The following is a 24,836-nucleotide window of genomic DNA, read 5'->3' on the forward strand; positions in this document are numbered from 1 at the left end:
TCTAGGCGGGGCGCGAGGCGCCGGCCCAGGGCATCGAGTCGAGCGGGGCCACCCGGACCGTCGAGCCCGGACGCGGGGCGTGGATCATCTGGCCGTTGCCGATGTACATGCCGACGTGCGTGATGCCGGAGTAGAAGAACACCAGGTCTCCGGGGGCCAGCTGGTCGCGGGAGACCCGGCGGCCCGCGTTGATCTGGGTGTACGTGGTGCGGGGGAGCGAGACCCCGGCCGACCGCCAGGCCGCCTGGGTCAGCCCCGAGCAGTCGAAGGACCCCGGGCCCGTCGCGCCCCAGACGTACGGCTTCCCGATCGCCCCGTACGCGAAGGCCACGGCGCGGGCGGCGCGCGAACCGTCGGCCGGCGCCGGCGCCGACGCGGCGCGCCGCGCGGGTGCGGCGGCCGAGGCGGCCGCAGGGGTGGGGGTGGTGGTGGCCGTGGCGGCGGCCGTCCGGGCCTCGTAGGCCGCGCGCTCCTCGGCGGTGAGCCTGGCCAGCTGCTGCCTGGCGGCGGCGAGCTTGGCCTGGATCTCGGCCTTGTGCCCGGCGAGTTCGTCCCGCTTGGCACGCAGGTCGGAGACCCGCCCGGCGGCCTGGGTCCGCAGTTTCCCGACCTCGTCCAGCCCGCGGCGCACGGCGGTGATCCCGGCGGCGTTGCGGTCGCCGGCGCGGGCGATGAAGGCGGCCTGGGCCAGGTACTCCTGCGGGTTGGAGGACAGTGCGAGCCGCACGGCGGTGCCCAGGGAACCGCCGCGGTACTGGCCGGCGGCGAGGGTGCCGAGCGCGCCGCGGGCGGTGTTGAGCCGGTCGGTCTTGCGGGCGGTCTCCTCGCGCAGGCCGGTCAGCGCCCGCTCGGCCTCGTCGGCCTGCTCCTTCGCCCCGTTGTACCGCTCGGTCGCGGCCTCGGCCTCCTCGTAGAGCCGGTTCACCTCCGCTTCGACCTGGGCGGGGGTGGGCCGGGGGCCGGCCTGGGAGGTGCCTTCGAAGGCGGTCGCGGTGGCAGCGCCCGCGAGGGCGAGGGTGGCGGCGGTCCGTACGGTGCCGCCGGAGAACGGGCGCTGCCTGGGCTTTCGGTGACTGGCCACGCGGGCCTCACGTCCTTCCTCTGTCGGTGCTTGCTGGAGGAGGACGCTAGACCCGGAGGTAACGGGCAGATGAAGGGTGATCGCAAGTGGCCTGATGCGACCGGATGTGGTCGCACGGGACCGGAGCGGATCGATGCCGGAGGACGGCGGTGAGGATATTGACCGCTGCCGGTCCGGCCCGGTGTGATCAGCCGAAGAATCGCGTCAGCTCGGCGACGACGGCCTCCGGCTGCTCCTCCGGGAGGTAGTGGCCGCTGCCGTCGATGCGGACGACCCGGGTGTCGGCGCCCAGCGCCGGGACGGCATGGGTGAGCAGCTCGTAGTTGCTGTGCTCGCCGCCGAGGGCGAGCAGCGGGCCGGTCACCGGGGCGTACGTGGCGAGGTCGGCGATGTCCTGCCCGAAGGTCCGGTACCAGTCGTTTCCGGCCCGGATCGCGTCCGGGGAGTCGTACGCGAGGGCGTACACCGCCCGGGAACGCGCGTCGATGGCGGCCGGGTCGGCGGCGCCGTGGGTGAACAGCCAGTCCAGGAGGTGGTGGTAGCGGCCGGCGAGGAGCTGCTCGGGCAGGCCGTGCACCTGGTTGAGGGCGAACCACCACAGGTGGATGACCCCGGGCTGGGGGAGCAGGGGCATCCTGGCCCAGTCCTCGTCCGGGTGGGCCACGTCGAGGAGGGCCACGCGGCGGGTCGCCGCGGGGTGGTTGGCGGCGTGGGCGTAGGCGACCATCGCGCCGATGTCGTGCCCGGCGAGGTGCGCCGATGCGATGGACAGGTGGTCGAGGAGGGCGCGGACGTCCGCGGCCATCGTCTTCTTGTCGTACCCGCCGACGGGCTTGTCGGAGCCGCCCATGCCGCGCAGGTCCACCGCGATCACCCGGTGGTGGCGGGCCAGGGCCGGCATCACCTTGTGCCACTGCCACCAGGTCTGGGGCCAGCCGCCGAGGAGGACGAGGGGTGCTCCGGTGCTCTCGGGGCCGCTGTCCACGAAGTGTAGGCGGGTGCCGTTGACCTCGGCGCGGTGGCTGGTGAACCCGCCGTCGAGGGAGGCGGCGAGGGAGGCGTCGTCGAGGGGGAGGGGGGAGTGCGCGGGCATGGGGGTGTCCTGGTGTCCTCGGAGGGAGTGACCGTACGAAGTTTTCGTACGATGCCGCGACTGTACGAGATCTTCGAACAGTCCGGCAAGGGTCGGTGCCGCCCCGTACGAGATTTCCGTACAGTGGGTCCATGGCTGTCACCGCCGCCGAACCGGCCCACCCCGCCGCCGACCGCATCGCCCTGGTCGACGTGCTCGCGGCGCTCGGCCACCCCGTCCGGCTGGAGATCGTCCGCAGGCTGGCCTCCGGCGAGGAGGCCTTCTGCGGTGAGGTCGTGCCGGACCTGCCCAGGTCGAGCGTCACCCACCACCTCAAGTCACTGCGCGAAAGCGGAGTGATCTGCCAGCGGCCCCGCGGCCGCAAGCTCTACCTCGTGCTGCGCCGCGACGACCTGGAGTCCCGGTTCCCCGGGCTGCTGAGGCTCGTCCTTGAGGACGAAAGCGCGTAGCGGGCGGGACTCCCGGGCCGGATTCCGCGATTTTCCGGGCCCGGGACCGGCTGTCGGTCCCGCCCCCTAGACTCGGATGGCGATGAGCAGCCTCTTTGACGACAGTTTCCTGGCGGACTTCACCCCCTCCGACGAGGTCCCCCCGCCGCCCGAGGAGCACGCCGCCCCGGAAGCGGGCGCGGACGATCTCTTCGGGGGCCGGTTCGACATGCCCCTGACCGGGGACGCGTACTACCGGGACGGCGCCCCCAGGCCCGTCATCGACCCGGCCGCGCTCCTCGAAGGCCTGAACACGGAGCAGAGGGCCGCCGTGGTGCACGCGGGGTCCCCGCTGCTCATCGTGGCCGGCGCGGGCTCCGGCAAGACCCGGGTGCTGACCCACCGCATCGGGCACCTGCTGTCGGCGCGGCAGGTCCACCCCGGCCAGATCCTGGCGATCACCTTCACCAACAAGGCCGCCGGCGAGATGAAGGAGCGCGTCGAGGGGCTCGTCGGCCCGCGCGCCAACGCCATGTGGGTGTCCACCTTCCACAGCGCGTGCGTGCGCATCCTGCGCCGGGAGTCCAAGCGCCTCGGCTTCACGTCCTCGTTCTCGATCTACGACGCGGCCGACTCCAAGCGGCTGATGGCGCTCGTCTGCCGCGATCTGGACCTGGACCCGAAGAAGTTCCCGCCGAAGGCCTTCAACGCCAAGGTCTCCAACCTGAAGAACGAGCTGATCGACGAGGAAGCCTTCGCCGATCAGGCCGCCGACGGTTTCGAGAAGACCCTCGCCCAGGCGTACGCGATGTACCAGGGCCGGCTGCGCGAGGCCAACGCGCTCGACTTCGACGACATCATCATGACCACCGTCCACCTGCTCCAGGCCTTTCCGGACGTCGCCGAGCACTACCGGCGCCGCTTCCGGCACGTCCTCGTCGACGAGTACCAGGACACGAACCACGCCCAGTACACGCTGGTGCGCGAGCTGGTCGGCACCGGCTACCCGGACCTGCCGCCCGCCGAGCTGTGCGTGGTGGGCGACGCCGACCAGTCGATCTACGCCTTCCGCGGCGCGACCATCCGCAACATCCTCCAGTTCGAGGAGGACTACCAGGACGCGACGACGATCCTGCTGGAGCAGAACTACCGCTCCACGCAGACGATCCTCTCCGCGGCCAACGCGGTCATCGAGCGCAATGAGAACCGCCGCGCCAAGAACCTGTGGACCGAGGCCGGCACCGGCGCCGTGATCACCGGCTACGTCGCGGACACCGAACACGACGAGGCGCAGTTCGTCGCGGACGAGATCGACCGGCTGACGGACGCCGGGGACGCCAAGGCGGGCGATGTCGCGATCTTCTACCGGACGAACGCGCAGTCGCGCGTGTTCGAGGAGATCTTCATCCGGGTCGGGCTGCCCTACAAGGTCGTCGGCGGCGTCCGCTTCTACGAGCGCAAGGAGGTGCGCGACGTCCTCGCGTACCTGCGCGTCCTGGCGAACCCCGAGGACAACGTCCCGCTCCGCCGGATCCTGAACGTGCCCAAGCGCGGCATCGGCGACCGCGCCGAGGCGATGATCGACGCGCTCGCGATGCGCGAGAAGATCACCTTCCCGCAGGCGCTGCGGCGCGTGGACGAGGCCTTCGGCATGGCGGCGCGCTCCACGAACGCGGTGAAGCGCTTCAACGTGCTGATGGAGGAGCTCCGTACGATCGTCGACTCGGGCGCGGGCCCGGCGGTGGTACTTGAGGCGGTGCTGGAGCGTACGGGGTACCTCGCCGAGCTCCAGGCGTCGACCGACCCGCAGGACGAGACGCGGATCGAGAACCTTCAGGAACTGGCGGCGGTGGCGCTGGAGTTCGAGCAGGCGCGCGAGGCCGCGGCCGCGGAGGCGGATGCCGAGGCCGAGGCCGGCTCCGAGGCGGCACCGGACGGCGCCGCCGCTCAGGACGCCGGCCCCGGCGGTGACGTCGTCGGACCGGACGGTGCCGGAGCGGGCGGTGTCGACGAGGGCGGCTTCGACGAGGGGGATGCGGCGGCCGAGGCCGCCGGGCCCGGGACGCTCGCCCAGTTCCTGGAGCAGGTCGCGCTCGTCGCCGACTCCGACCAGATCCCGGACGAGGAGACGGACGGCTCGGGCGTCATCACGCTGATGACCCTGCACACCGCCAAGGGCCTCGAGTTCCCGGTGGTCTTCGTGACCGGCATGGAGGACGGGGTCTTCCCGCACATGCGCGCGCTCGGCCAGACCAAGGAGCTGGAGGAGGAGCGCCGCCTCGCGTACGTCGGGATCACGCGTGCGCGGGAGCGGCTGTACCTGACCCGCTCCTCGATGCGCAGCGCGTGGGGGACGCCCTCGTACAACCCGCCGTCGCGGTTCCTGGAGGAGATCCCGGCCGAGTACCTGACGTGGAAGCGCACCGGCGCCTCGCAGAAGCCGGCCGGTCCCATGCGCAGTTCCGGCTCCGGCTACGGGTCGGGCTCAAGCTACGGGTCGGGGTCGGGCTACGGTTCGGGCTCCGGCGGCGGCAAGGCGACGTTCGGCACCTCGCCCGAGTCGTTCCTGTCCTCGTCGCGCACGAAGTCGGGCCCCTCCGGCTTCGCCACGCGCCGGGCGACCGACAAGCCGGTCGTCGCGCTGGTGGTCGGAGACCGGGTCACGCACGACCAGTTCGGGCTCGGCACCGTCATGGAGGTCAAGGGAGCGGGCGCGCAGGCCACCATCGACTTCGGTGACGACAAGCCGAAGCGGCTGCTGCTGCGCTACGCACCGGTGCAGAAGCTGTAGGACGCGGCCCCCGCAGGCACGGACCCCGCGGGCCGGGCCCCGCCGCCTGGCGGGTGGGGGTTACGTGGGGTCCAGGCCGTGGCTGCGGAGCCACGACAGGGGGTCGATCGAGGCCCCGCCGCCGGGGCGTACCTCGAAGTGGAGGTGCGGGCCGGTGGAGTTGCCGGAGTTGCCGGCGTAGGCGATGACCTCGCCCGCCTTGACCTTGCCGCCCCGGATCTTGGTGCTGCTGAGGTGGCAGTACCAGGTCTCGGTTCCGTCGGCCGAGGTCACGATGGCCATGTTCCCGTAGGCGCTGTTGTACTGGGTGCGCACGGTGCCGTCGGTGGCGGCCATGACCGGGGTCCCGTAGGAGACCGGGAAGTCGATGCCGGTGTGCACGGACATCCACATGCCGCCGGCCTGCCCGTAGTTGGCGCTGAGGCCCTGCTGTGCGACGGGGAGCGAGAACTTGGGGCGGGCCGCTTCCTTGGCCGCGGCCTCCTCCGCCTTCTTCTTCTTCTCCTCGTCCTGGCGCTGGCGCAGGTCGATGCGCTCCTGCGTGCGGCTCGCGCGGTCCGCGAAGTCGCCCGCGTCGGCGCTGAGCGCGGCCAGTTGGGTGTCGAGCTTGGTGTTCGCCGCGACCGGCTGCACCGAGGCCGGGTCGGGTGCGGCCAGCGTGGTGGTGTCCTCGGCTGGCTTCTCCGCCCCGGTGAGGTTGCCGACGGAGGCGGCGGCGACGCCCGCGACGCCCATCACGCAGGCCGAGGGAACGGCCACGGTCAGCAGGGCGGAACGCTTCGCGGGGGTGCGGCGGCGGCTCGAACCGCCGGCCGGCTTGGGGGCGGCCTTCGTCTTCGCGGCGCCCTTGGTGGCGGTCCGGCGGGTGGAGCGCGGGGGCGCCGGGGTGATCGGCATGGCCTGGGTGGGGAGGTCGTGGACCGCGGGAGGCGCGGGCGGGCCGTCGATCCCGTCCGTCCCGTCGGAGAGCACCTCGAAGACGGAGGTCTCGCTGTACTCGGCGAAGTCGGCTTCGGTCACCGCTCCGGTGCCGGGCGCCGGGGCTTCGTAGGCGTACGGGGCGGGAGTCTCGTACGTCTCGTACGTGTAGTCCGGCGCGTACCCCTGCTGTGCGTGTTCCTGCGGTGCGTAATCCTGTTGCGGGTGCTCCTGCTGGGGGTGCTGCGCGTACTCGTACCCGTACGCCGCCTCGGGCTGGGCCGGTGCCGGGGCCTGGGGCTCCGGCACGGTGTTCCAGGCGGTGGCGTCGTAGGCGCCGGTCTCGGTGCCGAGGGTGGTGCCGTATCCCGGGACCGCCCAGTGGCCGGTCTGCTCGGCGGACGTGTCGTAGCCGAAGGCGGCGGGCTGCTGGTACTCCGTCGCGTAACCGGAGTGGTCGGTGCCCTGCGTGTTCCACGCGCTCGCGTCCCACTGGCCCGTCGTGTCCTCGGGGATGCCCTGGCTCGGGATCGTGGAGAGGTACGGGTCCTGGGGCGCCCAGGCGGTGGAGTCGTACGTGCCGGTCTCATAGGAGCCGTACGCCGCGTAGTTGACCCCTTGACCCTGCGATTCGTAGGAAACGTAGGACGAGTCACCAGCGAAAGTGGTGGTGGTCAGGCCGTCGTACCCAACATTCGGATACTGGCCCGACGGGGGGCGGTCGTTCACCAACTTCTCTTTCGCCTCGGCGGTGGGGGCCTGGGTGGCCGGGGAATGTGTGATTCCCCGGAGGAGAGCAGTGGCGTGACTGTACCCGCCGGTTACTGGCAACGACAATCTTCGACGGGTTCCGGTATTCCCGGAACCGGGCATTCAGCCGTCTTTCGGTCGCTGAAAGACGCGGCCTTGGCCTTGAGTTCGAAATACGTTCGACTGGTGGACGCCGATTGGCTACGCGACGGAAGACGCCCCCGCCCCCGGGAGCGCCGCGATCGGCGCGGCGGTTGCCACGGTCGTCGGTGCGGCCGTCGGCGCGGCGGTTGCCACGGCGGTCGGCGCGGCTCCGTCCAAGGCGAGCCGGACCGCCGCGATGACCGTCGGGTGGGCGGGGAGCGCGAGGTGTCCGATGCCTTTGACCTGCACGTTCTCCACGCGGAGGTCCGGATGCTCGATCCGGGCCGTCCCGACGGGAGACATCACCGCGTCGAACTCGCTCCAGAACGCCACACAGCGGGTCGCGCAGCCGGGCGCGGGCTCGGCCAGCTCGGCCAGCACCTCGGAGCCGGGGCGCATCTGCCGCACCAGCGGGAGCGCGTTCAGGAACGGGGCGACGCGCGTGCCGGAGTGCGGGGTGCCGAGCGTGACGAGGGTCCGGACGCGGGCGTCGCCGCCGAGGCGCTGGACGTAGTAGCGCCCGACCAGTCCGCCCAGGCTGTGGCCGACCAGGTCCACCCGGTCCTGCCCGGTGCGTTCGCGCAGCTCGTCGACGCGCCGGGCGAGGTGACGGGCGGTGACGCGCAGGTCGCGGGTGAAGGGCGAGTAGTTGTACGCCTCCACGTGCCTCAGGCCGTCCGCCCCAAGGGCGCGGCGCAGCAGGACGAAGACGGAGCGGTTGTCGGTGAACCCGTGGAGCAGGAGTACGGGCGGGCGTGTCGCGGGCGGGCGTGTCGCGCGCGGCGCGGCGGGGATCTTCTCCTGGCACACTCCGGTGGGGTAGAGCAGCAGGTGCCCGCCCAGCACGACGACCTCGAGCGCGCCCGCCCGCAGCGCGGCGCCGGACAAGGGTATGGACAGCGCCATCGAAGGCCTCCCCTGAGCCTCTTGGGACGGACGCCGGCCGCGCCCCCGTGCCGTGCGGCTGTCGGCGCGGTGGCGCGGCCGGTGAATCAACGCCGTCCCACGTGTGATTTCCCCCTCCCGGTTGACCGCGAAACGGTGGCGTGCGCGATGCTGTACTTAACGTTCGTTCACTCGGGAGGCAGTGCGATGGGTGTGACCGGTCCGATCCGTGTGGTGGTGGCCAAGCCGGGTCTCGACGGCCACGACCGCGGTGCCAAGGTGATCGCGAGGGCGCTGCGGGACGCGGGCATGGAGGTCATCTACACCGGCCTCCACCAGACCCCCGAGCAGATCGTGGACACCGCCATTCAGGAGGACGCCGACGCGATCGGCCTCTCGATCCTCTCCGGCGCGCACAACACGCTGTTCGCGCGCGTCCTGGAGCTCCTCAAGGAGCGCGACGCGGAGGACATCAAGGTCTTCGGCGGCGGGATCATCCCGGAGGACGACATCGCCCCGCTGAAGGCGAAGGGCGTGGCCGAGATCTTCACCCCGGGCGCGACGACGACGGCGATCGTGGACTGGGTCCGCGGAAACGTCCGCCAGTAGCGTCCCGGCGGGGGCGGCGGGCCTGACCCGGCCGAGCCCCCGCCGCTGACGCGGCCTGCGCTGCCCGCGGCGGGCGGGCCTGCGTCCGTTCCGGCCTGCGTCCGTTCCGGCCTGCGTCCGTTCCGGTCCTCCGCTGCGTTGGTGCGCCTGCTTGTGCTTGCGCCGGTTGGGCTCGGGCCGTTCTGGTCCCGGGCTTGCGCCGGCCGGGCTCGCGCGTGGGCGTGCCGGGCCGCGCCGCCGCCGGTTGGGCTCGGGTGGGTTCCGGGCTGAGTTGGTCCGTGCCCGTTCCGGGTCGGGCCAGGTTCGGGCCGCGTCGGCGCGTCGGCGCGTCGGCGACTCGCGCCGGTCCTGGCCTGCCTGCGCGGGCTGCGTCCGGCGCGCCCGTCCGTCCCGTCGCCGCGCCCGGCCTGGTGCGGGTCCGTGTGCGCTCCCGGCCGGGGCGCGGCGGCCGGGAGCGGGCCGGTCGGGGCGGTGGGGTCAGGTCGGGGTGAGTTCCGTGAGCATCGTGGCGCGCAACCGCAGCGTGGCCGTGAGCCGTTGGAAGGCCTCGGACCAGTACGCGGCAGCCCCCGGTGAGGCGTCCGGCGGATCCTGCGCGGCAGCGGTCAGGGCCTCCAGGGAACCGGCCTCCGCCGGGTCGAGGCAGCGTTCCGCCAGGCCCATCACCCCGCTGAAGCTCCACGGGTAGCTGCCCGCCTCCCGCGCCGAGTCCAGTGCCTCCACCACTGCCCGGCCCAGCGTCCCGGCCCACGGGACCACGCACACGCCGAGCAGCTGGAACGCCTCCGACAGGCCGTGGGCCCGTATGAACTCCGCCACCCATGCCGCCCGTTCCCCGTCCGGCAGGGTCTCCAGCAGCTTCGCCCGCTCCGCCAGGGACGGCGTACCCGGCCCCGCCGCGGGCGGCGCGGACGGCGCGCCCAGCAGGGCCCGCGACCACGGCGCGTCGCGCTGGCGCACCGCCGCCCGGCACCACGCCGCATGCAGTTCCTCCGCCCAGCCCTCTCCCGCGGCCACCGGCAGGGCCACGATGTCCGCCGGGCCGAGTCCCCCGAACCGCTCCCCCCAGCAGGACAGCGGCGCCGCCTCGACCAACTGCCCGAGCCACCAGGCCCGCTCACCGCGCCCGGCGGGCGGCCGCTTGACCACGCCGTCCCGCAGCATCCCGGCGTCGCACTCGGCCGGCGGGACCACCCCGTCGGGGCTCACGCAGGCCAGGGCCCGCTTCGCCATCCGCGCGGCCAGCGCCGACCGGGGCAGCGCCGACAGCAGCTCGGCGGCCGTGGCCCGGACGTTGCGGCTGCGGTCGCCGAGGGCCGCCTCCAGGAACGGTTCGTCCGCGTCGGACAGCCCCGCCCGCAGCGAGTCCAGGAACATCAGCCGGTCCTCGGCCCGCTCCGTGGACCAGGTCGTCTGCAGCAGCCGCAGCGCCGCCGCCGGCTCGTGCGCCCGTACGAGGCCCAGCAGCGCCACCCGCTCGGCGAACAGCCCCTCCTGCCAGAGCCGCTCCACCCCCGCCGGATCGGTCGCCTCCGGCAGTTCCCCCGCGCCGCCCGCCCCGCCGCGCAGGGCGAACCGCCAGTCGGGGTTGAGCCGGGCCAGCCACAGTCCCCGCGCGCCGGCCAGGGCCAGCGCCTGCGGCCGCAGGTCCGTACGGGCCCGGGCGGCGTCCAGCAACGCCGGTACGAGCGCGGCCGGTGAGCGGTACCCGTGCCGCGCGGCGGCGGCCAGCCACTGCGGCAGCAGTTCCGTCAGGTCGGGCGTCGCCCCCCGGCGGCCGGACCCGTTCCCGGCGGTCCGGCCGGCCAGCAGCTGCGCGAGGCGCCGCCGCGCCGCGTCCGGCGGGGCCGGCCGCGGATCGCGCGCTGCGGGGTCCGGCCGGGCGGCCGCCTCGGCGGGCCGGAGCCCGGCCCGCCGCCGTACGGCGTGCACGGCGGCCGCGTCCAGCAGTGCCTGCGGCGAGCCGGCGGGGCCCCCGCCCCGCCGCCGGTCGGTGCCCAGCAGCGCGGCGCCGACCAGCGCCTCCCAGTCCCCGTACTCCTCGTCGGGCTTCTCCATCGGACCCCTCCCTCTCCTGTGCCGGTGCTCCGGTCCCGCCCCCTCCGCGGGACCGGAGCAGTCTGTGTACACGTCGTCCGTCGGTCGGTTCGCCCGCTAGCTGGCGTGGTTGTCGTTCACAAGAGCCCCCCGGCTGTCTCGTTGTCGCACGCCGGCGCCCCCGCGCCGCCGCTCCCTCCCCGTACGGCGCCCCCGCGCCGCGTACCGATCCCCTCCCCGCCGCCTGCGGCGACGGCATACGGGCCCCCAGGCCCCCAGCGATTTCCCTTTGTTCCCCGTCCCGTCAGACCAGCGGGACGGGCTCGGCCGAGCCCGGCTGCCAGGCCGTCAGCGGGGTGAACCCCCGGTGGCCGCATTCACCGAACACGGTCAGCGGGCCCCCGCCCGACAGCGCCGCCAGCTGCCACAGGCCCCCGCGGGACCGGCTGCCCGGCCCGCTGAGGGGCACCGGCAGGGCGCAGGTTCCCCGCGCGTCCGCCAGCTGCCAGCCGAGTTCCCCCGGCACCGGGACCACCGGCCCCAGCACCACCGGCCAGGACTCCAGCCACGGGTCCTGCCGCAGCGCCGCCCCGTACGCCTCCAGCGCCGCCCCCGTGGTCACGCCGGCCGGAACCTCCGCGTACGGCGCCACCGCCGCGGACCGCTCACCGAGGTCCGCCCGCAATCCCGCCGAACCCGGCCGGAAGCGAACCTCCGCCTCCAGCACCAGCCCGACCGGCAGCGCCAGCCCCGGCGGCCGCCCCGGCGGACCGAAGTCCAGCACCAGCGCGGGCCGCCCGCCCCCCAGCCCGCGCAGCCATATCCGGCGGGTGGTGAGCCGGCCGTCCGGCGACACCGAGTCGTACTGGGCGAGCACCTGCCAGCGGTCCCGTACGGCCTCCCCCTCCCCGGAGGCCGGCAGTCCCACCCGGCTGCGCACGGTCGCAGCGAGCTGTTCCGGAAGCCCTTCCACCCCCAACCAGGCCCGGTCCAGCAGGTGCAGCAGCGCCGCCTCCTCCAGCATCCTTGCGGGCCAGCCGGGCCCGCAACTGGGTATCGTCCCCAACTCCCTGACCCGACCGGCCAGTCCGGGCGCCTGGGCATCGACCATGCGGGCAGCGGTCTCCTCCCACGCCGCGTACCCCGCCTGCTCCTGGCCCGCGAGGCCCCCGCGCAGCAGGTCGGTCAGCCGCTGCTCCAGCTCCGCGACGCCGGCGCCGACGCGCGCCGCCCGGCGCCCGGCCCGGCGCCTGGCCGCCTCCTCGTCCACCGGCCGGGCCGGTCCGGCGGCCGTCCGCACGGCCTTCTCCTCCCGCGAGGCGAGCCATCGCGAAGCCCAGTCCGGCGCCTCGCCGGGCTCGCCCGCCCCCTCGGCGGACCAGAGCAGCAGCAGCCCCAGCGCGTGCTTGCACGGGAACTTCCGGCTCGGACAAGAGCACTTGTACGCCGGTCCCGTCAGGTCCACGACCGTCTGGTACGGCTTGCTGCCGCTGCCCTTGCACAACCCCCACACAGAACCGGAAGCGGAACCTCCGGTCTGTGACCACGACCCCGCCCCGCCGAGTCTGCCCCCCGCCTTGCGCGAGGCATCGTCAGGAGCCAGAGCCAGTACCTGTTCCGCTGTCCAGCGGACCCCCTGCTCAGTCATGTGAACCACCGTACGGAACCCCACTGACAATCGCCCTGACCTGCAACAAAGCCTCGAACAAGGCGCGTTGTCAGTGGTGTGGTGCACCGTGGACACAGCAGTCGGGAACGGCTGCCGAGCATTGGAGGGGGAGCATGACCATGCCCGAGACGAACACCGGCACCGAGGCACTTCGACCGCACGCGGAAGACGCCTTCGCACACGAACTGAAAGCCCTGGAAGCAGCCGACGACCGGCCCCGTCCGGCCCGCTGGAAACTCTCCCCGTGGGCCGTGGCCACCTACCTGCTCGGCGGCGAACTGCCCGACGGCACGGTCGTCACGCCCAAGTACGTCGGACCGCGCCGCATCGTCGAGGTGGCCGTCACCACCCTGGCGACCGACCGCGCCCTGCTCCTCCTCGGCGTCCCCGGCACCGCCAAGACCTGGGTGTCGGAACACCTCGCGGCCGCCGTCAGCGGAGACTCCACCCTCCTCGTCCAGGGCACCGCCGGCACCCCCGAGGAAGCCATCCGCTACGGCTGGAACTACGCCCGCCTCCTCGCCCACGGCCCCAGCCGCGAGGCCCTCGTCCCCAGCCCCGTCATGCGGGCCATGGCCGAGGGCATGACCGCCCGCGTCGAGGAGCTCACCCGCATCCCCGCCGACGTCCAGGACTCCCTCATCACCGTCCTGTCCGAGAAGACCCTCCCGATACCCGAGCTGGGCGACGAGGTGCAGGCCGTCCGCGGCTTCAACCTCATCGCCACCGCCAACGACCGCGACCGCGGGGTCAACGAGCTCTCCAGCGCCCTGCGCCGCCGGTTCAACACCGTCGTCCTGCCGCTGCCCGCCACCGCCGACGCCGAGGTCGACATCGTCGCCCGCCGCGTCGACCAGATGGGCCGAGCCCTCGACCTGCCCGCCGCGCCCGAGGGCCTGGAGGAGATCCGCCGCGTCGTCACCGTCTTCCGGGAGCTGCGCGACGGCGTCACCGACGACGGCCGCACCAAGGTCAAGTCGCCCAGCGGCACCCTGTCCACCGCCGAGGCCATCTCCGTCGTCACCGGCGGGCTGGCGCTCGCCGCCCACTTCGGCGACGGCGTCCTGCGCCCCTCCGACGTGGCGGCCGGAATCCTCGGCGCCGTCGTCCGCGACCCCGCCGCCGACAAGGTCGTCTGGCAGGAGTACCTCGAGGCCGTGGTGCGCGAGCGCGACGGCTGGAAGGACTTCTACCGCGCCTGCCGGGAGGTGACCCCGTGACACCGGCCGCACCGGGGCCACTGCTGCTCGGCGTACGGCACCACGGGCCCGGATCGGCCCGCGCCGTAAGGGCCGCCCTCGACGCCGCCGGGCCGCGGGCGGTGCTGGTCGAGGGACCGCCCGAGGGGGACGCCCTGCTGGACCTCGCCGCCGACCCCGGGATGCGGCCGCCCGTCGCCCTGCTCGCCCACGCCGCCGACGACCCCGGGCGGGCCGCGTTCTGGCCGCTGGCCGACTTCTCCCCGGAGTGGGTCGCCGTCCGCTGGGCCCAGGAGGCCGGCGTACCGGTGCGGTTCATCGACCTCCCGGCCGCGCACACCCTGGCCGCCGCAGGGGAGCCCGAGGGCGAACGGGACTCCGGTGCGCGGGACTCCGTACGGCTCGACCCCGTACGGCTGGACCCCCTCGCCGTGCTGGCCGAGACCGCCGGGTACGACGACCCCGAGCGCTGGTGGGAAGACGTCGTCGAGCACCGCGGGACCCCGGGGGAGCGGTACGACCCGCTCGGCGCGTTCGAGGCCCTCGGCGAGGCCATGGGCGCCCTGCGCGAGGCCTACGGCGACGGAGGCCACTCCCGGGACCTGATCCGCGAGGCGCACATGCGGCAGCGGATGCGGGCAGCCCGCCGGGAGTTCGGCGACGCGTACGCCGTGGTCTGCGGGGCCTGGCACGTTCCGGCCCTGCGGGCGAAGACCACGGTCGCGGCGGACAAGGCGCTGCTCACGGGCCTGCCCAAGGTCAAGGTGGAGACCACCTGGGTGCCCTGGACCCACCGCCGGCTCGCCCGGGCCGGCGGCTACGGCGCCGGCATCGCCTCGCCCGGCTGGTACGCCCACCTCTTCGCGGCCCCCGACCGGCCCGTGGAGCGCTGGCTGACCAAGGTCGCCGGACTGTTGCGGGAGGAGGACCGGCAGGTCTCCCCGGCGCACGTCATCGAGGCCGTCCGGCTGGCCGGCACCCTGGCCGCGCTGCGGGGGCGGCCGCTGGCCGGCCTGACCGAGACCCTGGAGGCGGTCCGGGCCGTGATGTGCGACGGCTCCGACATACCGCTCGCGCTGATCGAGGACCGCCTCGTCGTCGGCGACGTGCTCGGCGAGGTCCCGGACGCGGCGCCGGCCGTCCCGCTGATGCGGGACCTGACCCGGCAGCAGCGCTCGCTGCGCCTCAAGGCCGAGGCCCAGGACCGGGAGCTGGAGCTCGACCTGCGCAAGGACACCGACGCGGCCAAGTCCCTGCTGCTGCACCGGCTGCGGCTGCTCGGCGTCGACTGGGGCACGCCCACCGCCTCGCGGGGCAGCACCGGGACGTTCCGCGAGACCTGGCGGCTGCGCTGGGAGCCGGAGCTGTCGGTACGGGTCGCCGAGGCCGGGATCTGGGGCACCACCGTCCTCGCGGCGGCCACCGCCCGGGCCGAGGCCGACGCGGCGGGCGCGCGGGAGCTGGGCGAGGTGACCGCGCTGGCCGAGCGGTGCCTGCTGGCGGGCCTCTCCGACGCGCTGCCCGCCGTCCTGCGGGCCCTCGCGGACCGCGCCGCGCTGGACACCGACGTGGCACGCCTCGCCAAGGCCCTGCCGGCCCTGGCCCGTTCCCTGCGGTACGGCGACGTCCGCGGTACCGACGCGGCGGCGCTCGGCACGGTCGCGTCCGGGCTCGCCGAGCGGATATGCGTGGCCCTGCCGCCCGCCTGCGCGGCCGGGCTGGACGCCGACGCGGCCGCGGAGCTGCGGGAGCACGTCGACGGGGTGCACGGGGCGGTCGGCCTGCTCGCCGACGCGGACGAGGGCCTGCGGGATCGCTGGTCCGCGGTGCTGCGGACGCTGGCCTCCCGGGACACCGTCCCGGGACTCATACGCGGGCGGGCGGCCCGGCTGCTCCTCGACGACGGCCGGCTCCCGGGTGAGGAGACCGCGCGGCTGATGGGCCTGGCGCTGTCCCCGGCGGCCTCTCCGGCGGACGCGGCCGGCTGGATCGAGGGCTTCGCGGGCGGCGGCAGCGGCGGCGGCACGCTGCTGGTCCACGACGAGCGGCTGCTCGGGCTGATCGACGCGTGGCTGACGGGGGTGCCGGAGAGGGCCTTCACGGACGTACTGCCGCTGCTGCGGCGCACGTTCGGTGCGTACGAACCGGGGGTGAAGCGGACCCTCGGTGAGCTGGTCCGCCGGGGCCCGGGTGCCCCGCCCGCGGCGACCGGCCCGGGCGCCGCCCCCGAGGGCTTCGCCCCGGAGCTGGACCCGGCCCGCGCCGACGCGGTGGTGGACCTGGTCCGGCTGCTGCTGGGCGCCGCGCCCGGGAGCGAGCCCGCCGCGCCGGGGTAACGGCCCCCACCGGGGCCGGGCGGGAGCGGCACGCCCGCCCGGGCGGGCGGTCGGGGTGCGCGGGCCGCGCGCGGGTACGGCCCGGCGGGCGCCGGGGCGGCCGGTTCCGGAGCGGATGCGGCCCGGCGTGGCCGAAGCCCGGCCGGCGGCGGGTACGGGTGCGGCAAGGGACCGCCGGACCGTTCCGGCGGACAGGACGAGCGACGAGCGACGACGGACGAGCAGCGACGACGGACGAGCAGCGACGACGGACGAGCGACGAGTGCAAGGGGACGGGCGGATGAACGGTACGGACGGACGTACGGCGGCGCGGGACACGGCGGCGGACCCCGTGCGGGGCACGGCGACAGGCGGCCCGGCCGCTTCGCCCGGACCCGGCGGCGCGGGCGGCGCGGACGGCGCGGGTGGGCCGGACGAGGGCGGGGGGCACGGTGGGGCGGAACGGCTGCGGCGGTGGCGGATGGTGCTCGGCGGGGGTGAGGCGGACGGCACGGGGTGCGCCCTCACCGGGCGGGACGCGGCGATGGACGCCGCGCTCGGCGCCCTGTACGGCGGTGGCGGCAGCGGCTCCCGCAAGGCGTCGGGGGAGCGTTCGGCCGGACTCGGCGGGTCCGCGCCGCAGGTGGCCCGCTGGCTCGGGGACATCCGTACGTACTTCCCGACCTCGGTGGTCCAGGTCATGCAGCGCGACGCGATCGAGCGGCTCGGCCTGTCCGCCCTGCTCCTGGAGCCGGAGATGCTGGAGGCGATCGAGCCGGACGTCCACCTGGTCGGCACCCTGCTCTCCCTGAACAAGGCGATGCCCGAGACGACGCGGGAGACGGCGCGGGCCGTGGTCCGCAAGGTGGTCGAGCAGCTGGAGAAGCGGCTCGCGGCCCGCACCCGGGCCACGCTCACCGGCGCCCTGGACCGGTCCGCCCGGATCAGCCGGCCGCGCCACCACGACATCGACTGGAACCGCACGATCCGCGCCAACCTCAAGAACTACCTGCCCGAACACCGCACCGTCGTGCCCGAGCGGCTCATCGGCTACGGCCGGGCGGCGCGGTCGGTGAAGAAGGAGGTGATCCTCTGCATCGACCAGTCGGGTTCGATGGCGGCCTCCGTCGTCTACGCCTCCGTCTTCGGTGCGGTCCTCGCCTCCATGCGTTCCCTCGCCACCCGCCTCGTCGTCTTCGACACCGCCGTCGTGGACCTGACGGACCAGCTCGACGACCCGGTGGACGTCCTCTTCGGCACCCAGCTCGGCGGCGGCACCGACATCAACCGCGCCCTCGCCCACTGCCAGTCGAAGATCACCCGGCCGGCCGACACCGTGGTCGTCCTGATCAGCGACCTCTACGAGGGCGGCATACGCGACGAGATGCTGAAGCGGGTCGCCGCGATGAAGGCGGCGGGGGTCGAGTTCGTGACCCTGCTCGCCCTGTCGGACGAGGGCGCCCCCGCCTACGACCGCGAGCACGCCGCCGCCCTCGCCGCGCTGGGCGCACCCGCCTTCGCCTGCACCCCCGACCTGTTCCCGGAGGTGATGGCGGCGGCGCTGGAGAAGCGGCCGCTGCCCGTCCCGGCGGGCTGACGGCGCGCCCGCCACCGGCCGCCCTCCCGCCAATCGGCCGACCGCCTTTCCGGCGATCGGCAGTACGCCCCGCGCACGGCTGTGAACCGGCAGATCGCACGAAGTTCCAGCTCAACCGTGAGGCGATCTGTGACAGGTATCACCGCTCAGGTGTGATCTGCGATTTAGGGACCTACGGCCCACGGGGATAACCTGCGGGACGGACATGCCGCGTCCACGGTCACCGTGTGCGCCTTCCTTGTGACAGCGCCGTCACGTTGCCCTCCGCGGCACGCCCACGCAGATAGCAGAAAACCGCGAATCACTGCGAATCTTTGAAGACAAGGGACGGACGCGCGTGGACCTGTTCGAGTACCAGGCGAGGGACCTCTTCGCCAAGCACGGTGTACCGGTGCTGGCCGGTGAAGTCATCGACACGCCTGAGGCGGCTCGCGAGGCCACCGAGCGGCTGGGCGGCAAGTCGGTCGTCAAGGCGCAGGTGAAGGTCGGCGGCCGCGGCAAGGCCGGCGGCGTGAAGCTGGCCGCCACCCCGGACGAGGCCGTCGCCCGGGCGACGGACATCCTCGGCCTCGACATCAAGGGCCACACGGTCCACAAGGTGATGATCGCCGAGACCGCTCCCGAGATCCTTGAGGAGTACTACGTCTCGTACCTCCTCGACCGCACCAACCGCACCTTCCTGGCCATGGCCTCGGTGCAGGGCGGCATGGACATCGAGGAGGTCGCGGAGAAGACCCCCGAGGCCCTCGCGAAGGTCCCGGTCAACGCCAACGAGGGCGTGACCATCGAGAAGGCCCGCGAGATCGTCGCCCAGGCGAAGTTCCCGGCCGAGGTCGCGGAGAAGGTCGCCGAGGTCCTCGTGACCCTGTGGGACACCTTCATCGCCGAGGACGCGCTCCTCGTCGAGGTCAACCCGCTCGCGAAGGTCGCCAGTGGCGACGTCATCGCGCTCGACGGCAAGGTCTCGCTCGACGAGAACGCCGAGTTCCGCCAGCCGGGCCACGCGGAGTTCGTGGACCACGCGGCCGCGAACCCGCTCGAGGCCGCCGCCAAGGCGAAGAACCTCAACTACGTGAAGCTCGACGGCGAGGTCGGCATCATCGGCAACGGCGCGGGTCTCGTCATGAGCACCCTCGACGTGGTCGCGTACGCCGGTGAGAACCATGGCGGCGTCAAGCCCGCCAACTTCCTGGACATCGGCGGTGGCGCCTCCGCCGCCGTCATGGCCAACGGTCTCGAGATCATCCTCGGCGACCCGGACGTCAAGTCCGTCTTCGTCAACGTCTTCGGTGGCATCACCGCGTGTGACGAGGTCGCCAACGGCATCGTCCAGGCGCTGGCGCTGCTGGAGCAGAAGGGCGAGGCGGTCACCAAGCCGCTCGTCGTCCGTCTGGACGGCAACAACGCCGAGCTGGGTCGCAAGATCCTGTCGGACGCCAACCACCCGCTGGTGCAGCGCGTGGACACCATGGACGGCGCGGCCGACAAGGCCGCCGAGCTCGCGGTTGCGAAGTAAGGGCAGAGGTCACAGACTCACATGGCTATCTTCCTCAACAAGGACAGCAAGGTCATCGTCCAGGGCATGACCGGTGCCACGGGCATGAAGCACACCAAGCTGATGCTGGCTGACGGCACCAACATCGTCGGCGGCGTCAACCCGCGCAAGGCCGGCACGACCGTCGACTTCGACGGCACCGAGGTCCCGGTCTTCGGCTCGGTCAAGGAGGCGATCGAGGCCACCGGCGCGAACGTGTCCGTCCTCTTCGTCCCGCCGGCCTTCGCCAAGGCCGCCGTCGTCGAGGCGATCGACGCCGAGATCCCGCTGGCCGTCGTCATCACCGAGGGCATCGCGGTGCACGACTCCGCCGCCTTCTGGTCGTACGCGACCGCCAAGGGCAACAAGACGCGGATCATCGGCCCGAACTGCCCGGGTCTGATCACCCCCGGCCAGTCCAACGCCGGCATCATCCCGGGCGACATCACCAAGCCCGGCCGCATCGGTCTCGTGTCCAAGTCGGGCACGCTGACCTACCAGATGATGTACGAGCTCCGTGACCTCGGCTTCTCCTCGGCCGTCGGCATCGGTGGCGACCCGGTCATCGGCACGACGCACATCGACGCCCTCGAGGCGTTCGAGGCGGACCCCGACACCGACCTGATCGTCATGATCGGCGAGATCGGCGGCGACGCCGAGGAGCGTGCGGCGGACTACATCGCCAAGCACGTCACCAAGCCGGTCGTCGGCTACGTCGCGGGCTTCACCGCCCCCGAGGGCAAGACCATGGGCCACGCGGGCGCCATCGTCTCCGGTTCCTCCGGTACCGCGCAGGCGAAGAAGGAGGCCCTCGAGGCCGCGGGCGTCAAGGTCGGCAAGACGCCGACCGAGACGGCCGAGCTGGCGCGCGCCATCCTGAACGCCGCGCAGTAGTTCCGCCTTCCAGGCACGCGTGTACGGGCGTGCCGTGCCGTGCCGTGCCGTCGCGACGCGTCGTCCTCGTCGTCGCGCCGTCGTGCCGGACCCGGTCCGCTACCCGATCTGCGGGGTGACGCGGCCGGGTCCGGCCAGCGGGTCGTCCCGCAGCTTGTCCTGGAGCTGACGGCTCTCGTCGGTGAGCCGCTGGGGGCCGCTGTGCGGGGGTACGCCGGAGACGTTCGCGCCGGGTGAGCGCGGGGGCTCGTACCGGGTCGGGGCAGTCGAGGCGGTGTAGGCGGTCGCGACGGCGATCACCGCGGTCAGCCCGAGGGCGGCCCGGGTCCACAGCCGGGCGCGGTGCTCCGCCGCGGCCCGCACGACGGAGGCGGAGCGCGTTTCGAGGCGTACCGCCGGGCTCAGGGCGGTGAGCCGGTCGCGCAGCAGCGCGGACTGCTTCTCGGGCGGTACGGCGGCCAGCTCGGGGATGCGGCCGGACAGCGCGGCGTGCGCGTGGATCAGCCGGGTGCCCGCGGTGGGGGTGCTGGCCTCGGTCTCGGCGGCGGTGTCGGGCAGGTCCAGGCCGAGGCCGTCGTAGAGCACGACGGTGCGGCGGTGCGCGGGGGGCAGCGCGAGGACCGCGTCCAGGAGGATCCGGTCGGCGGGCTCGACGGGGGGCTTGTCGGGCCGGCGGTGGGCCCGGCGGAGCCGGTGCCAGGGGGACAGGGCGTGCTCGTACGCGGCCGCGCGCACCCAGCCCACCGGGTCCGGGTCGACGGCCACCTCGGGCCACCGGGCCCAGGCCTGCTGGAACGCCCGGTCCACCGCCTCCTGGGCGAGGCCGCGGCGGCCGGTGAGCAGGTACGTCTGCCGGGTGAGGGCGTGGGCGGCGTGGGCGTAGAGGGCGTCGAAGGCCTGGTCCGGGGTGGCCGGGACCCCCTCCGGGACCCCCTCCGGGACCCCCTCCGGGACCCCCTCCGGGGCGGCGGCCGGGCCGGTCGTGCCGGGCGCGGCGCCGGATTCCGTGGCGGGAGCCGGCGCGTCGAGGCCGGCGGGCGCGTCCTCGGCGGGCCCGGGTGCGGCTCCGGCGACCTCGGGGGCCTCCGCGACCTCGGGGGCGTCGGCCGGAGCGGCGGAACCGCTGCCGCCCGTCGCCCCGGCGGCTCCGGGGGTTCCGACGGCTCCCGGGGCTCCCGGGGTCAGGGCGGTGCCGCCGGCCAGGGTCTTGGCGTACGAGGGCTTGGGCTCGTGGCGCGGCAGCCCGGCCGGGGGCTTCGAGGCGCGCTTGGCCGCGGGCTTCGGCCGGGTCCCGGCGCCGGAGGCCTGTCTTTGGCCCGGGTTCGGATTCTGAGTCGGGCCGCCGCCCGCGAAGGACCGGACGCCGCCGACCGCCCGCAGCCCGGAGGGCCCGGGTGTGGGGTCGGCGGGCGCCGGGGAGGCGGGCTCCCAGGGTGCCGGGCGGGCGCCGACGGCGGGTTCCGTGGTGGCTCCGGCGGGTTCGGTGCCGGCTCCCGCCGCGCCGGCGGTGTCCGCACCGACCCCATTGGCGTCGGCGGCGTATGCGCGTACCGCGTGTGCGTCGGCTGTGTGTGCGTCGGCGGTATCCGTGCCGACGGTGTCCGCGCCGGCCGCGTGTGCGTCGGCGGTGTCCGTGCCGGCCGTGGCCTCGGCCGTTGCGGTGTTCCGGTGCTCTTCAGCCGGGCCGAAGCCCCCGGGGGGCGCGCCGGAGCCCGCCCCGTCCGGCGCCAACGCCCCGGAGCCGGTCCCGGTCCCGGTTCCGGTTCCGGCCGCGCCCTCGGGCGCGGCCGTGGCCTCCGCCTCCGCCTTCGTCCCCGTCCCCGGCTCCGGCTCCCGCTCCGGCGGGTACGCGAGGGTGTCCAGGAACTTCGCGTACGCCTCGCGCTTGCGGCCCCGGGGCTCCGTACGGCCCGTCTCCCACGAGCGCACGGTGGTCGGGGTGACGCCCATCGCCGCAGCGACCTCCTCGTGCGTCAGGGCAGCCGATTCGCGCAGTCTGCGGCGTTCCTTCGGGGACGGGAGGTTCAGCTCCGAGCTCGTCTCGACGCTTTGTGTCATGCCACACTCCCCGTGACCCGACAGACCTGGGCGATAAAGTACATAAACGTATATTGGGCGACACCACGGGCATTCGCCTGTTACCCGCCCATAGCGCGTGTCGTTGGCACCATGGCGGGGTGACCCAAGTGACCGAACGCGGGACCCCGTTGTCCGGCGCCCCCCGGACCGCCGGGAGGCGCCGTTCCCCGGCTGCCGCAGCGTGCGTGATGGGCGGCGCCGTGGCGGCCGGCCTCGGGCTCGGCTTCCTCGCCGTGCTCGTCATCGTGCTGTGGATCAGCTCCCCCTACCCCGACAGCGGCCCCGGCGGGGCCCTGCACCTGGCCGCCGGGCTGTGGCTCCTCGCCCACGGGACGGAGCTGGTGCGGTACGAGACCCTGTCCGGGGTGCCCGCGCCGGTCGGGGTGACGCCCCTGCTGCTCGTCGCCCTGCCCGTCCTGCTGATGCGGCGTGCCGCCCGGCTGGGGCACGCGGCGGAGGAGGAGGACGCCGAGGAGGTGCTGCCCGCCGGCGCCGTCTTCTCCGCCGTGCTCTGCGGCTATCTGGCCGTCGGGTCCCTCGCCACGGTGTACGCCGCCGGGGGGCCGATGCCCGCCGATCCGCTCAGCGCGGCCTGGCACGTCCCGCTCGTCGCGGTGCTCGCCGCGGGCGGCGGGGTGTGGGCGGCCCGGGGGCGTCCCCTCGGCCCGCTGCCGTCCTGGTGGCCCAGGAGCGTACGGAAGGCATTCGCGCGCCCCCGATACGCGCTGGCGCTCCGGGCCGGAGCGGGCGGGGCGCTGGTCCTGCTGGGCGGCGGCGCGCTGCTCGTCGGCGTCTCGCTCGCGTGGCACGGCGCGGAGGTCCAGGGGTCCTTCCTGGCCCTGACCGGGGTGTGGTCGGGCCGGTTCGCGGTGCTGCTGCTCGCGCTCGCCCTGATCCCGAACGCCATGGTGTGGGGCGCCGCCTACGGCCTCGGCCCCGGCTTCGCCCTGGGGACCGGCGCGGCCGTGACCCCGCTCGGCTTCACCGGATCGCCCGCGCTGCCCCGGTTCCCGCTGCTGGCGGCGCTCCCGCCCGAGGGGCCGGGGACCCCGCTGACCTGGGCGGCCGCCGGGGTGCCGGTGGTGGCCGGGCTGGCCGTGGGCTGGTTCGCGGTGCGCCGGGCGCGCGAGGTCTCGTACGGGGAGACCGCCCTGACGGCGGCCCTGGGCGCCCTCGTGTGCGGGCTGGCCATGGCCGGCCTGGCGGCGGCGTCCGCGGGGCCGCTGGGCTCCCGGGGCCTGGCAGACTTCGGGCCGGTGTGGTGGGCGACGGGTGCGGCGGCCTTCGTCTGGACGCTGCTGCTCGCCGTGCCGGTGGCGGTGTCGGTGCACGCCTGGCGGACCCGTCCCGCGAAGGGTGCGGCGGCCGCGGACCTCGCGGAGGACGACCGCTGGCACGACAGCGGCGTACGGGAGGTGCGCTGGGCGGCGCTGCGCCGCGCGGCGGGCACCCTGATCCCGGACTTCTCGTCCGCCCAAGCCCCGCCGGATGCCCCGCCGGATGCCCCGCCCGAGGCCCGGCCCGAGGCCCGGCCCCAGGCCCCCGCCCGGCCGCAGGCCCCCGCCCCGGCGTCGGCCACCGTGGCGGCTCCGGCTCCGGTACGGCCCCAGGCCCCGGCCAGGGCGCCGCGGCCCGAGGAGTTCCAGGTGCACCCGGTCCCGGCGGCCCCCGCCGCCCCGCCCGCGGTGCCGGTCGAGGCCCCGGCCGCGCCGAGGCGGCCGCGCCCGGTGACGGTCGCGCAGGGGTTCAGCCTGGACCTGACACCGATCCCGATCCCGGCGGCACCGCCGGCCCCGCCGCCCGTGGCGGCGCCCGCCGCCCCGCCCGTGACGCCGCCCGGCCCGCCGCTGGTGCCGCCCGCGTCGGGCGTACGGGTCATGGCCCGGCGGAGGCCCGACCCCGACCCCGCCCCGGACGCCTGACGGCGACACCCGGCACCCGGCACCCAGCACACGACACCCAACACACGACGGCGGGGGCCGGCTCCAGAGCCGGCCCCCGCCGTCGTTCGCGGCCTACGGCTACGGTCCAAGGCCTACTCGGCCACTCGGCCTACTGCCGGACCTTGAGGACGTCGCCCACGTAGTTGTCCGGCAGCAGGTCGTTGCACTCCAGCTCGCCCGCCGCCGTCAGGGCGTCGTCCCGGCAGACGTAGAACTCCTTGTACGCGAGCTGCAGCCCGTACGAGCTCAGTGCCAGCAGGATCGCCAGCGAGGCCGAGACCAGGCCGCTCACCGCCGCCGTCCGCTGGGGCCGCGCCGCGGCGCCCAGCGCCGCCAGGCCGCCCCGCCCCGCGGCGGGCTCCGCCACGGAACCGGACGCGGCCCCGGGGCCGCCCCCGGACACGTCGGCCACCGACGCCGACCTCGGCGTCGCCGCCGCGGGCTTGCCCCGCAGCGCGCTGATCCCCCAGTACAGGGCGAGCGCGCCCAGCAGCAGCCCCACCGACGGGATCCCGAAGATCCCGAAGAAGAAGCCCCACATGCCGGCCAGCAGGGCGTACCGGGCGTGGCGCTGGATCGGGTCGGTCGGGTCCCAGCGGGCGGGGCCGCCCTTGCCGGTCCCGTCCTTCGGGCTGCCGCCCGGGCGGTCCCCGCCGTCGCCGTCCCCGCCGTCGCCGCCGCTGCGCGGTTTCCACGGCTGGTCGGGCCGGCCTTCCGGGGGAGCCGCGAAGGGGTTGTCGTCGGTGGGGGAGTCGGGCTGGCGGCGGTCCGGCATCGGGTGTGTTTCTTCCCCTGTGTCATGGACGTCGAGGGAGACGTCGTGGCGAGGTGAGGCCTGTTTGCGGCGTGTACGCCTGACGCTACCTCTCG

The 24,836-nt window shown here is 74.6% G+C and carries 17 protein-coding genes; 9 read left to right on the plus strand and 8 right to left on the minus strand.

Annotated features, from left to right (window positions below):
• Position 1 precedes the first annotated feature (1 nt).
• Both OTB16_RS26000 and OTB16_RS26005 read right to left on the minus strand, forming a co-directional pair.
• Positions 2-1,081, minus strand: a complete 1,080-nt coding sequence (locus tag OTB16_RS26000) for a C40 family peptidase (protein WP_267723172.1) — start codon at positions 1,079-1,081, stop codon at positions 2-4.
• A 187-nt stretch (positions 1,082-1,268) separates the two neighbouring features.
• Positions 1,269-2,174, minus strand: coding sequence for an alpha/beta fold hydrolase (locus OTB16_RS26005; protein WP_267723173.1), 906 nt, complete (start codon positions 2,172-2,174; stop codon positions 1,269-1,271).
• A 131-nt stretch (positions 2,175-2,305) separates the two neighbouring features.
• On the opposite strand from OTB16_RS26005, the gene OTB16_RS26010 reads away from it, so the two are divergent.
• Both OTB16_RS26010 and OTB16_RS26015 read left to right on the plus strand, forming a co-directional pair.
• Positions 2,306-2,623 (plus strand): ArsR/SmtB family transcription factor, encoded by a 318-nt coding sequence (locus OTB16_RS26010; RefSeq protein WP_267723174.1) that lies wholly within the window; start codon positions 2,306-2,308, stop codon positions 2,621-2,623.
• Positions 2,624-2,705: 82 nt separating this feature from the next.
• Entirely contained in the window at positions 2,706-5,393 is a 2,688-nt protein-coding gene (locus tag OTB16_RS26015) for an ATP-dependent DNA helicase (protein ID WP_267723175.1), read from the plus strand.
• Between the two features lie 60 nt (positions 5,394-5,453).
• On the opposite strand, the gene OTB16_RS26020 is transcribed toward OTB16_RS26015, so the two are convergent.
• Together OTB16_RS26020 and OTB16_RS26025 are read right to left on the minus strand one after the other, a co-directional pair.
• Complete coding sequence (locus OTB16_RS26020) at positions 5,454-7,184, minus strand: M23 family metallopeptidase (protein ID WP_420717798.1); 1,731 nt, start codon at positions 7,182-7,184, stop codon at positions 5,454-5,456.
• Positions 7,185-7,262: 78 nt separating this feature from the next.
• Positions 7,263-8,111 carry an esterase/lipase family protein gene (locus tag OTB16_RS26025; RefSeq protein ID WP_267723179.1) on the minus strand — a complete coding sequence of 283 codons (849 nt, stop codon included), beginning with the start codon at positions 8,109-8,111 and terminating at the stop codon, positions 7,263-7,265.
• A 186-nt stretch (positions 8,112-8,297) separates the two neighbouring features.
• Here OTB16_RS26025 and OTB16_RS26030 point away from each other — a divergent pair, with 186 nt between their 5' ends.
• Positions 8,298-8,699, plus strand: a complete 402-nt coding sequence (locus OTB16_RS26030; RefSeq protein WP_267723181.1) for a coenzyme B12-dependent isobutyryl CoA mutase small subunit — start codon at positions 8,298-8,300, stop codon at positions 8,697-8,699.
• A gap of 477 nt (positions 8,700-9,176) precedes the next feature.
• On the opposite strand, the gene OTB16_RS26035 is transcribed toward OTB16_RS26030, so the two are convergent.
• Both OTB16_RS26035 and OTB16_RS26040 read right to left on the minus strand, forming a co-directional pair.
• The gene (locus OTB16_RS26035) at positions 9,177-10,757 is read right to left on the minus strand and encodes a DUF5691 domain-containing protein (RefSeq protein WP_267723182.1); all 1,581 of its coding nucleotides are present in this window, start codon (positions 10,755-10,757) and stop codon (positions 9,177-9,179) included.
• 283 nt (positions 10,758-11,040) lie between these two features.
• Entirely contained in the window at positions 11,041-12,384 is a 1,344-nt protein-coding gene (locus OTB16_RS26040) for an SWIM zinc finger family protein (RefSeq protein WP_267723183.1), read from the minus strand.
• A 134-nt stretch (positions 12,385-12,518) separates the two neighbouring features.
• Here OTB16_RS26040 and OTB16_RS26045 point away from each other — a divergent pair, with 134 nt between their 5' ends.
• The 5 genes from OTB16_RS26045 (at position 12,519) to sucD (ending at position 19,944) form a co-directional block, all read left to right on the plus strand.
• A complete protein-coding gene (locus tag OTB16_RS26045) occupies positions 12,519-13,625 on the plus strand; it encodes an ATP-binding protein (protein WP_267723184.1) in 1,107 nt (368 codons plus the stop codon).
• Positions 13,622-15,940 (plus strand): DUF5682 family protein, encoded by a 2,319-nt coding sequence (locus tag OTB16_RS26050; RefSeq protein ID WP_267723185.1) that lies wholly within the window; start codon positions 13,622-13,624, stop codon positions 15,938-15,940. Before OTB16_RS26045 ends, OTB16_RS26050 begins: the two co-directional genes overlap by 4 nt.
• A gap of 460 nt (positions 15,941-16,400) precedes the next feature.
• A complete protein-coding gene (locus tag OTB16_RS26055; protein ID WP_267723271.1) occupies positions 16,401-17,516 on the plus strand; it encodes a VWA domain-containing protein in 1,116 nt (371 codons plus the stop codon).
• 337 nt (positions 17,517-17,853) lie between these two features.
• Positions 17,854-19,032 (plus strand): ADP-forming succinate--CoA ligase subunit beta, encoded by a 1,179-nt coding sequence (sucC, locus tag OTB16_RS26060; protein WP_267723186.1) that lies wholly within the window; start codon positions 17,854-17,856, stop codon positions 19,030-19,032.
• Positions 19,033-19,053: 21 nt separating this feature from the next.
• Positions 19,054-19,944, plus strand: coding sequence for a succinate--CoA ligase subunit alpha (sucD, locus tag OTB16_RS26065; protein ID WP_267723187.1), 891 nt, complete (start codon positions 19,054-19,056; stop codon positions 19,942-19,944).
• Between the two features lie 99 nt (positions 19,945-20,043).
• On the opposite strand, the gene OTB16_RS39680 is transcribed toward sucD, so the two are convergent.
• Positions 20,044-22,002, minus strand: coding sequence for a helix-turn-helix domain-containing protein (locus OTB16_RS39680; protein WP_267723188.1), 1,959 nt, complete (start codon positions 22,000-22,002; stop codon positions 20,044-20,046).
• Between the two features lie 119 nt (positions 22,003-22,121).
• On the opposite strand from OTB16_RS39680, the gene OTB16_RS26075 reads away from it, so the two are divergent.
• Positions 22,122-23,945: a cell division protein PerM gene (locus OTB16_RS26075; RefSeq protein WP_267723189.1), complete on the plus strand. Its 1,824-nt coding sequence runs from the start codon at positions 22,122-22,124 to the stop codon at positions 23,943-23,945.
• Positions 23,946-24,075: 130 nt separating this feature from the next.
• Here OTB16_RS26075 and OTB16_RS26080 read toward each other — a convergent pair whose 3' ends face one another.
• Positions 24,076-24,741, minus strand: a complete 666-nt coding sequence (locus OTB16_RS26080; RefSeq protein ID WP_267723190.1) for a hypothetical protein — start codon at positions 24,739-24,741, stop codon at positions 24,076-24,078.
• Positions 24,742-24,836: the final 95 nt, after the last annotated feature.

Origin of the sequence: Streptomyces antarcticus, from assembly GCF_026627255.1 — a bacterium.
Classification (GTDB): domain Bacteria; phylum Actinomycetota; class Actinomycetes; order Streptomycetales; family Streptomycetaceae; genus Streptomyces; species Streptomyces antarcticus.

Coding starts and splice junctions, on each gene's coding strand:
- OTB16_RS26005 (WP_267723173.1), bottom strand. CDS start 2,174: ATGCCCGCGCACTCCCCCCTCCCCCTCGACGACGCCTCCCTCGCCGCC.
- OTB16_RS26010 (WP_267723174.1), top strand. CDS start 2,306: ATGGCTGTCACCGCCGCCGAACCGGCCCACCCCGCCGCCGACCGCATC.
- OTB16_RS26015 (WP_267723175.1), top strand. CDS start 2,706: ATGAGCAGCCTCTTTGACGACAGTTTCCTGGCGGACTTCACCCCCTCC.
- OTB16_RS26020 (WP_420717798.1), bottom strand. CDS start 7,184: ATGCCCGGTTCCGGGAATACCGGAACCCGTCGAAGATTGTCGTTGCCA.
- OTB16_RS26025 (WP_267723179.1), bottom strand. CDS start 8,111: ATGGCGCTGTCCATACCCTTGTCCGGCGCCGCGCTGCGGGCGGGCGCG.
- OTB16_RS26030 (WP_267723181.1), top strand. CDS start 8,298: ATGGGTGTGACCGGTCCGATCCGTGTGGTGGTGGCCAAGCCGGGTCTC.
- OTB16_RS26035 (WP_267723182.1), bottom strand. CDS start 10,757: ATGGAGAAGCCCGACGAGGAGTACGGGGACTGGGAGGCGCTGGTCGGC.
- OTB16_RS26040 (WP_267723183.1), bottom strand. CDS start 12,384: ATGACTGAGCAGGGGGTCCGCTGGACAGCGGAACAGGTACTGGCTCTG.
- OTB16_RS26045 (WP_267723184.1), top strand. CDS start 12,519: ATGACCATGCCCGAGACGAACACCGGCACCGAGGCACTTCGACCGCAC.
- OTB16_RS26055 (WP_267723271.1), top strand. CDS start 16,401: ATGGTGCTCGGCGGGGGTGAGGCGGACGGCACGGGGTGCGCCCTCACC.
- sucD (WP_267723187.1), top strand. CDS start 19,054: ATGGCTATCTTCCTCAACAAGGACAGCAAGGTCATCGTCCAGGGCATG.
- OTB16_RS39680 (WP_267723188.1), bottom strand. CDS start 22,002: ATGACACAAAGCGTCGAGACGAGCTCGGAGCTGAACCTCCCGTCCCCG.
- OTB16_RS26080 (WP_267723190.1), bottom strand. CDS start 24,741: ATGCCGGACCGCCGCCAGCCCGACTCCCCCACCGACGACAACCCCTTC.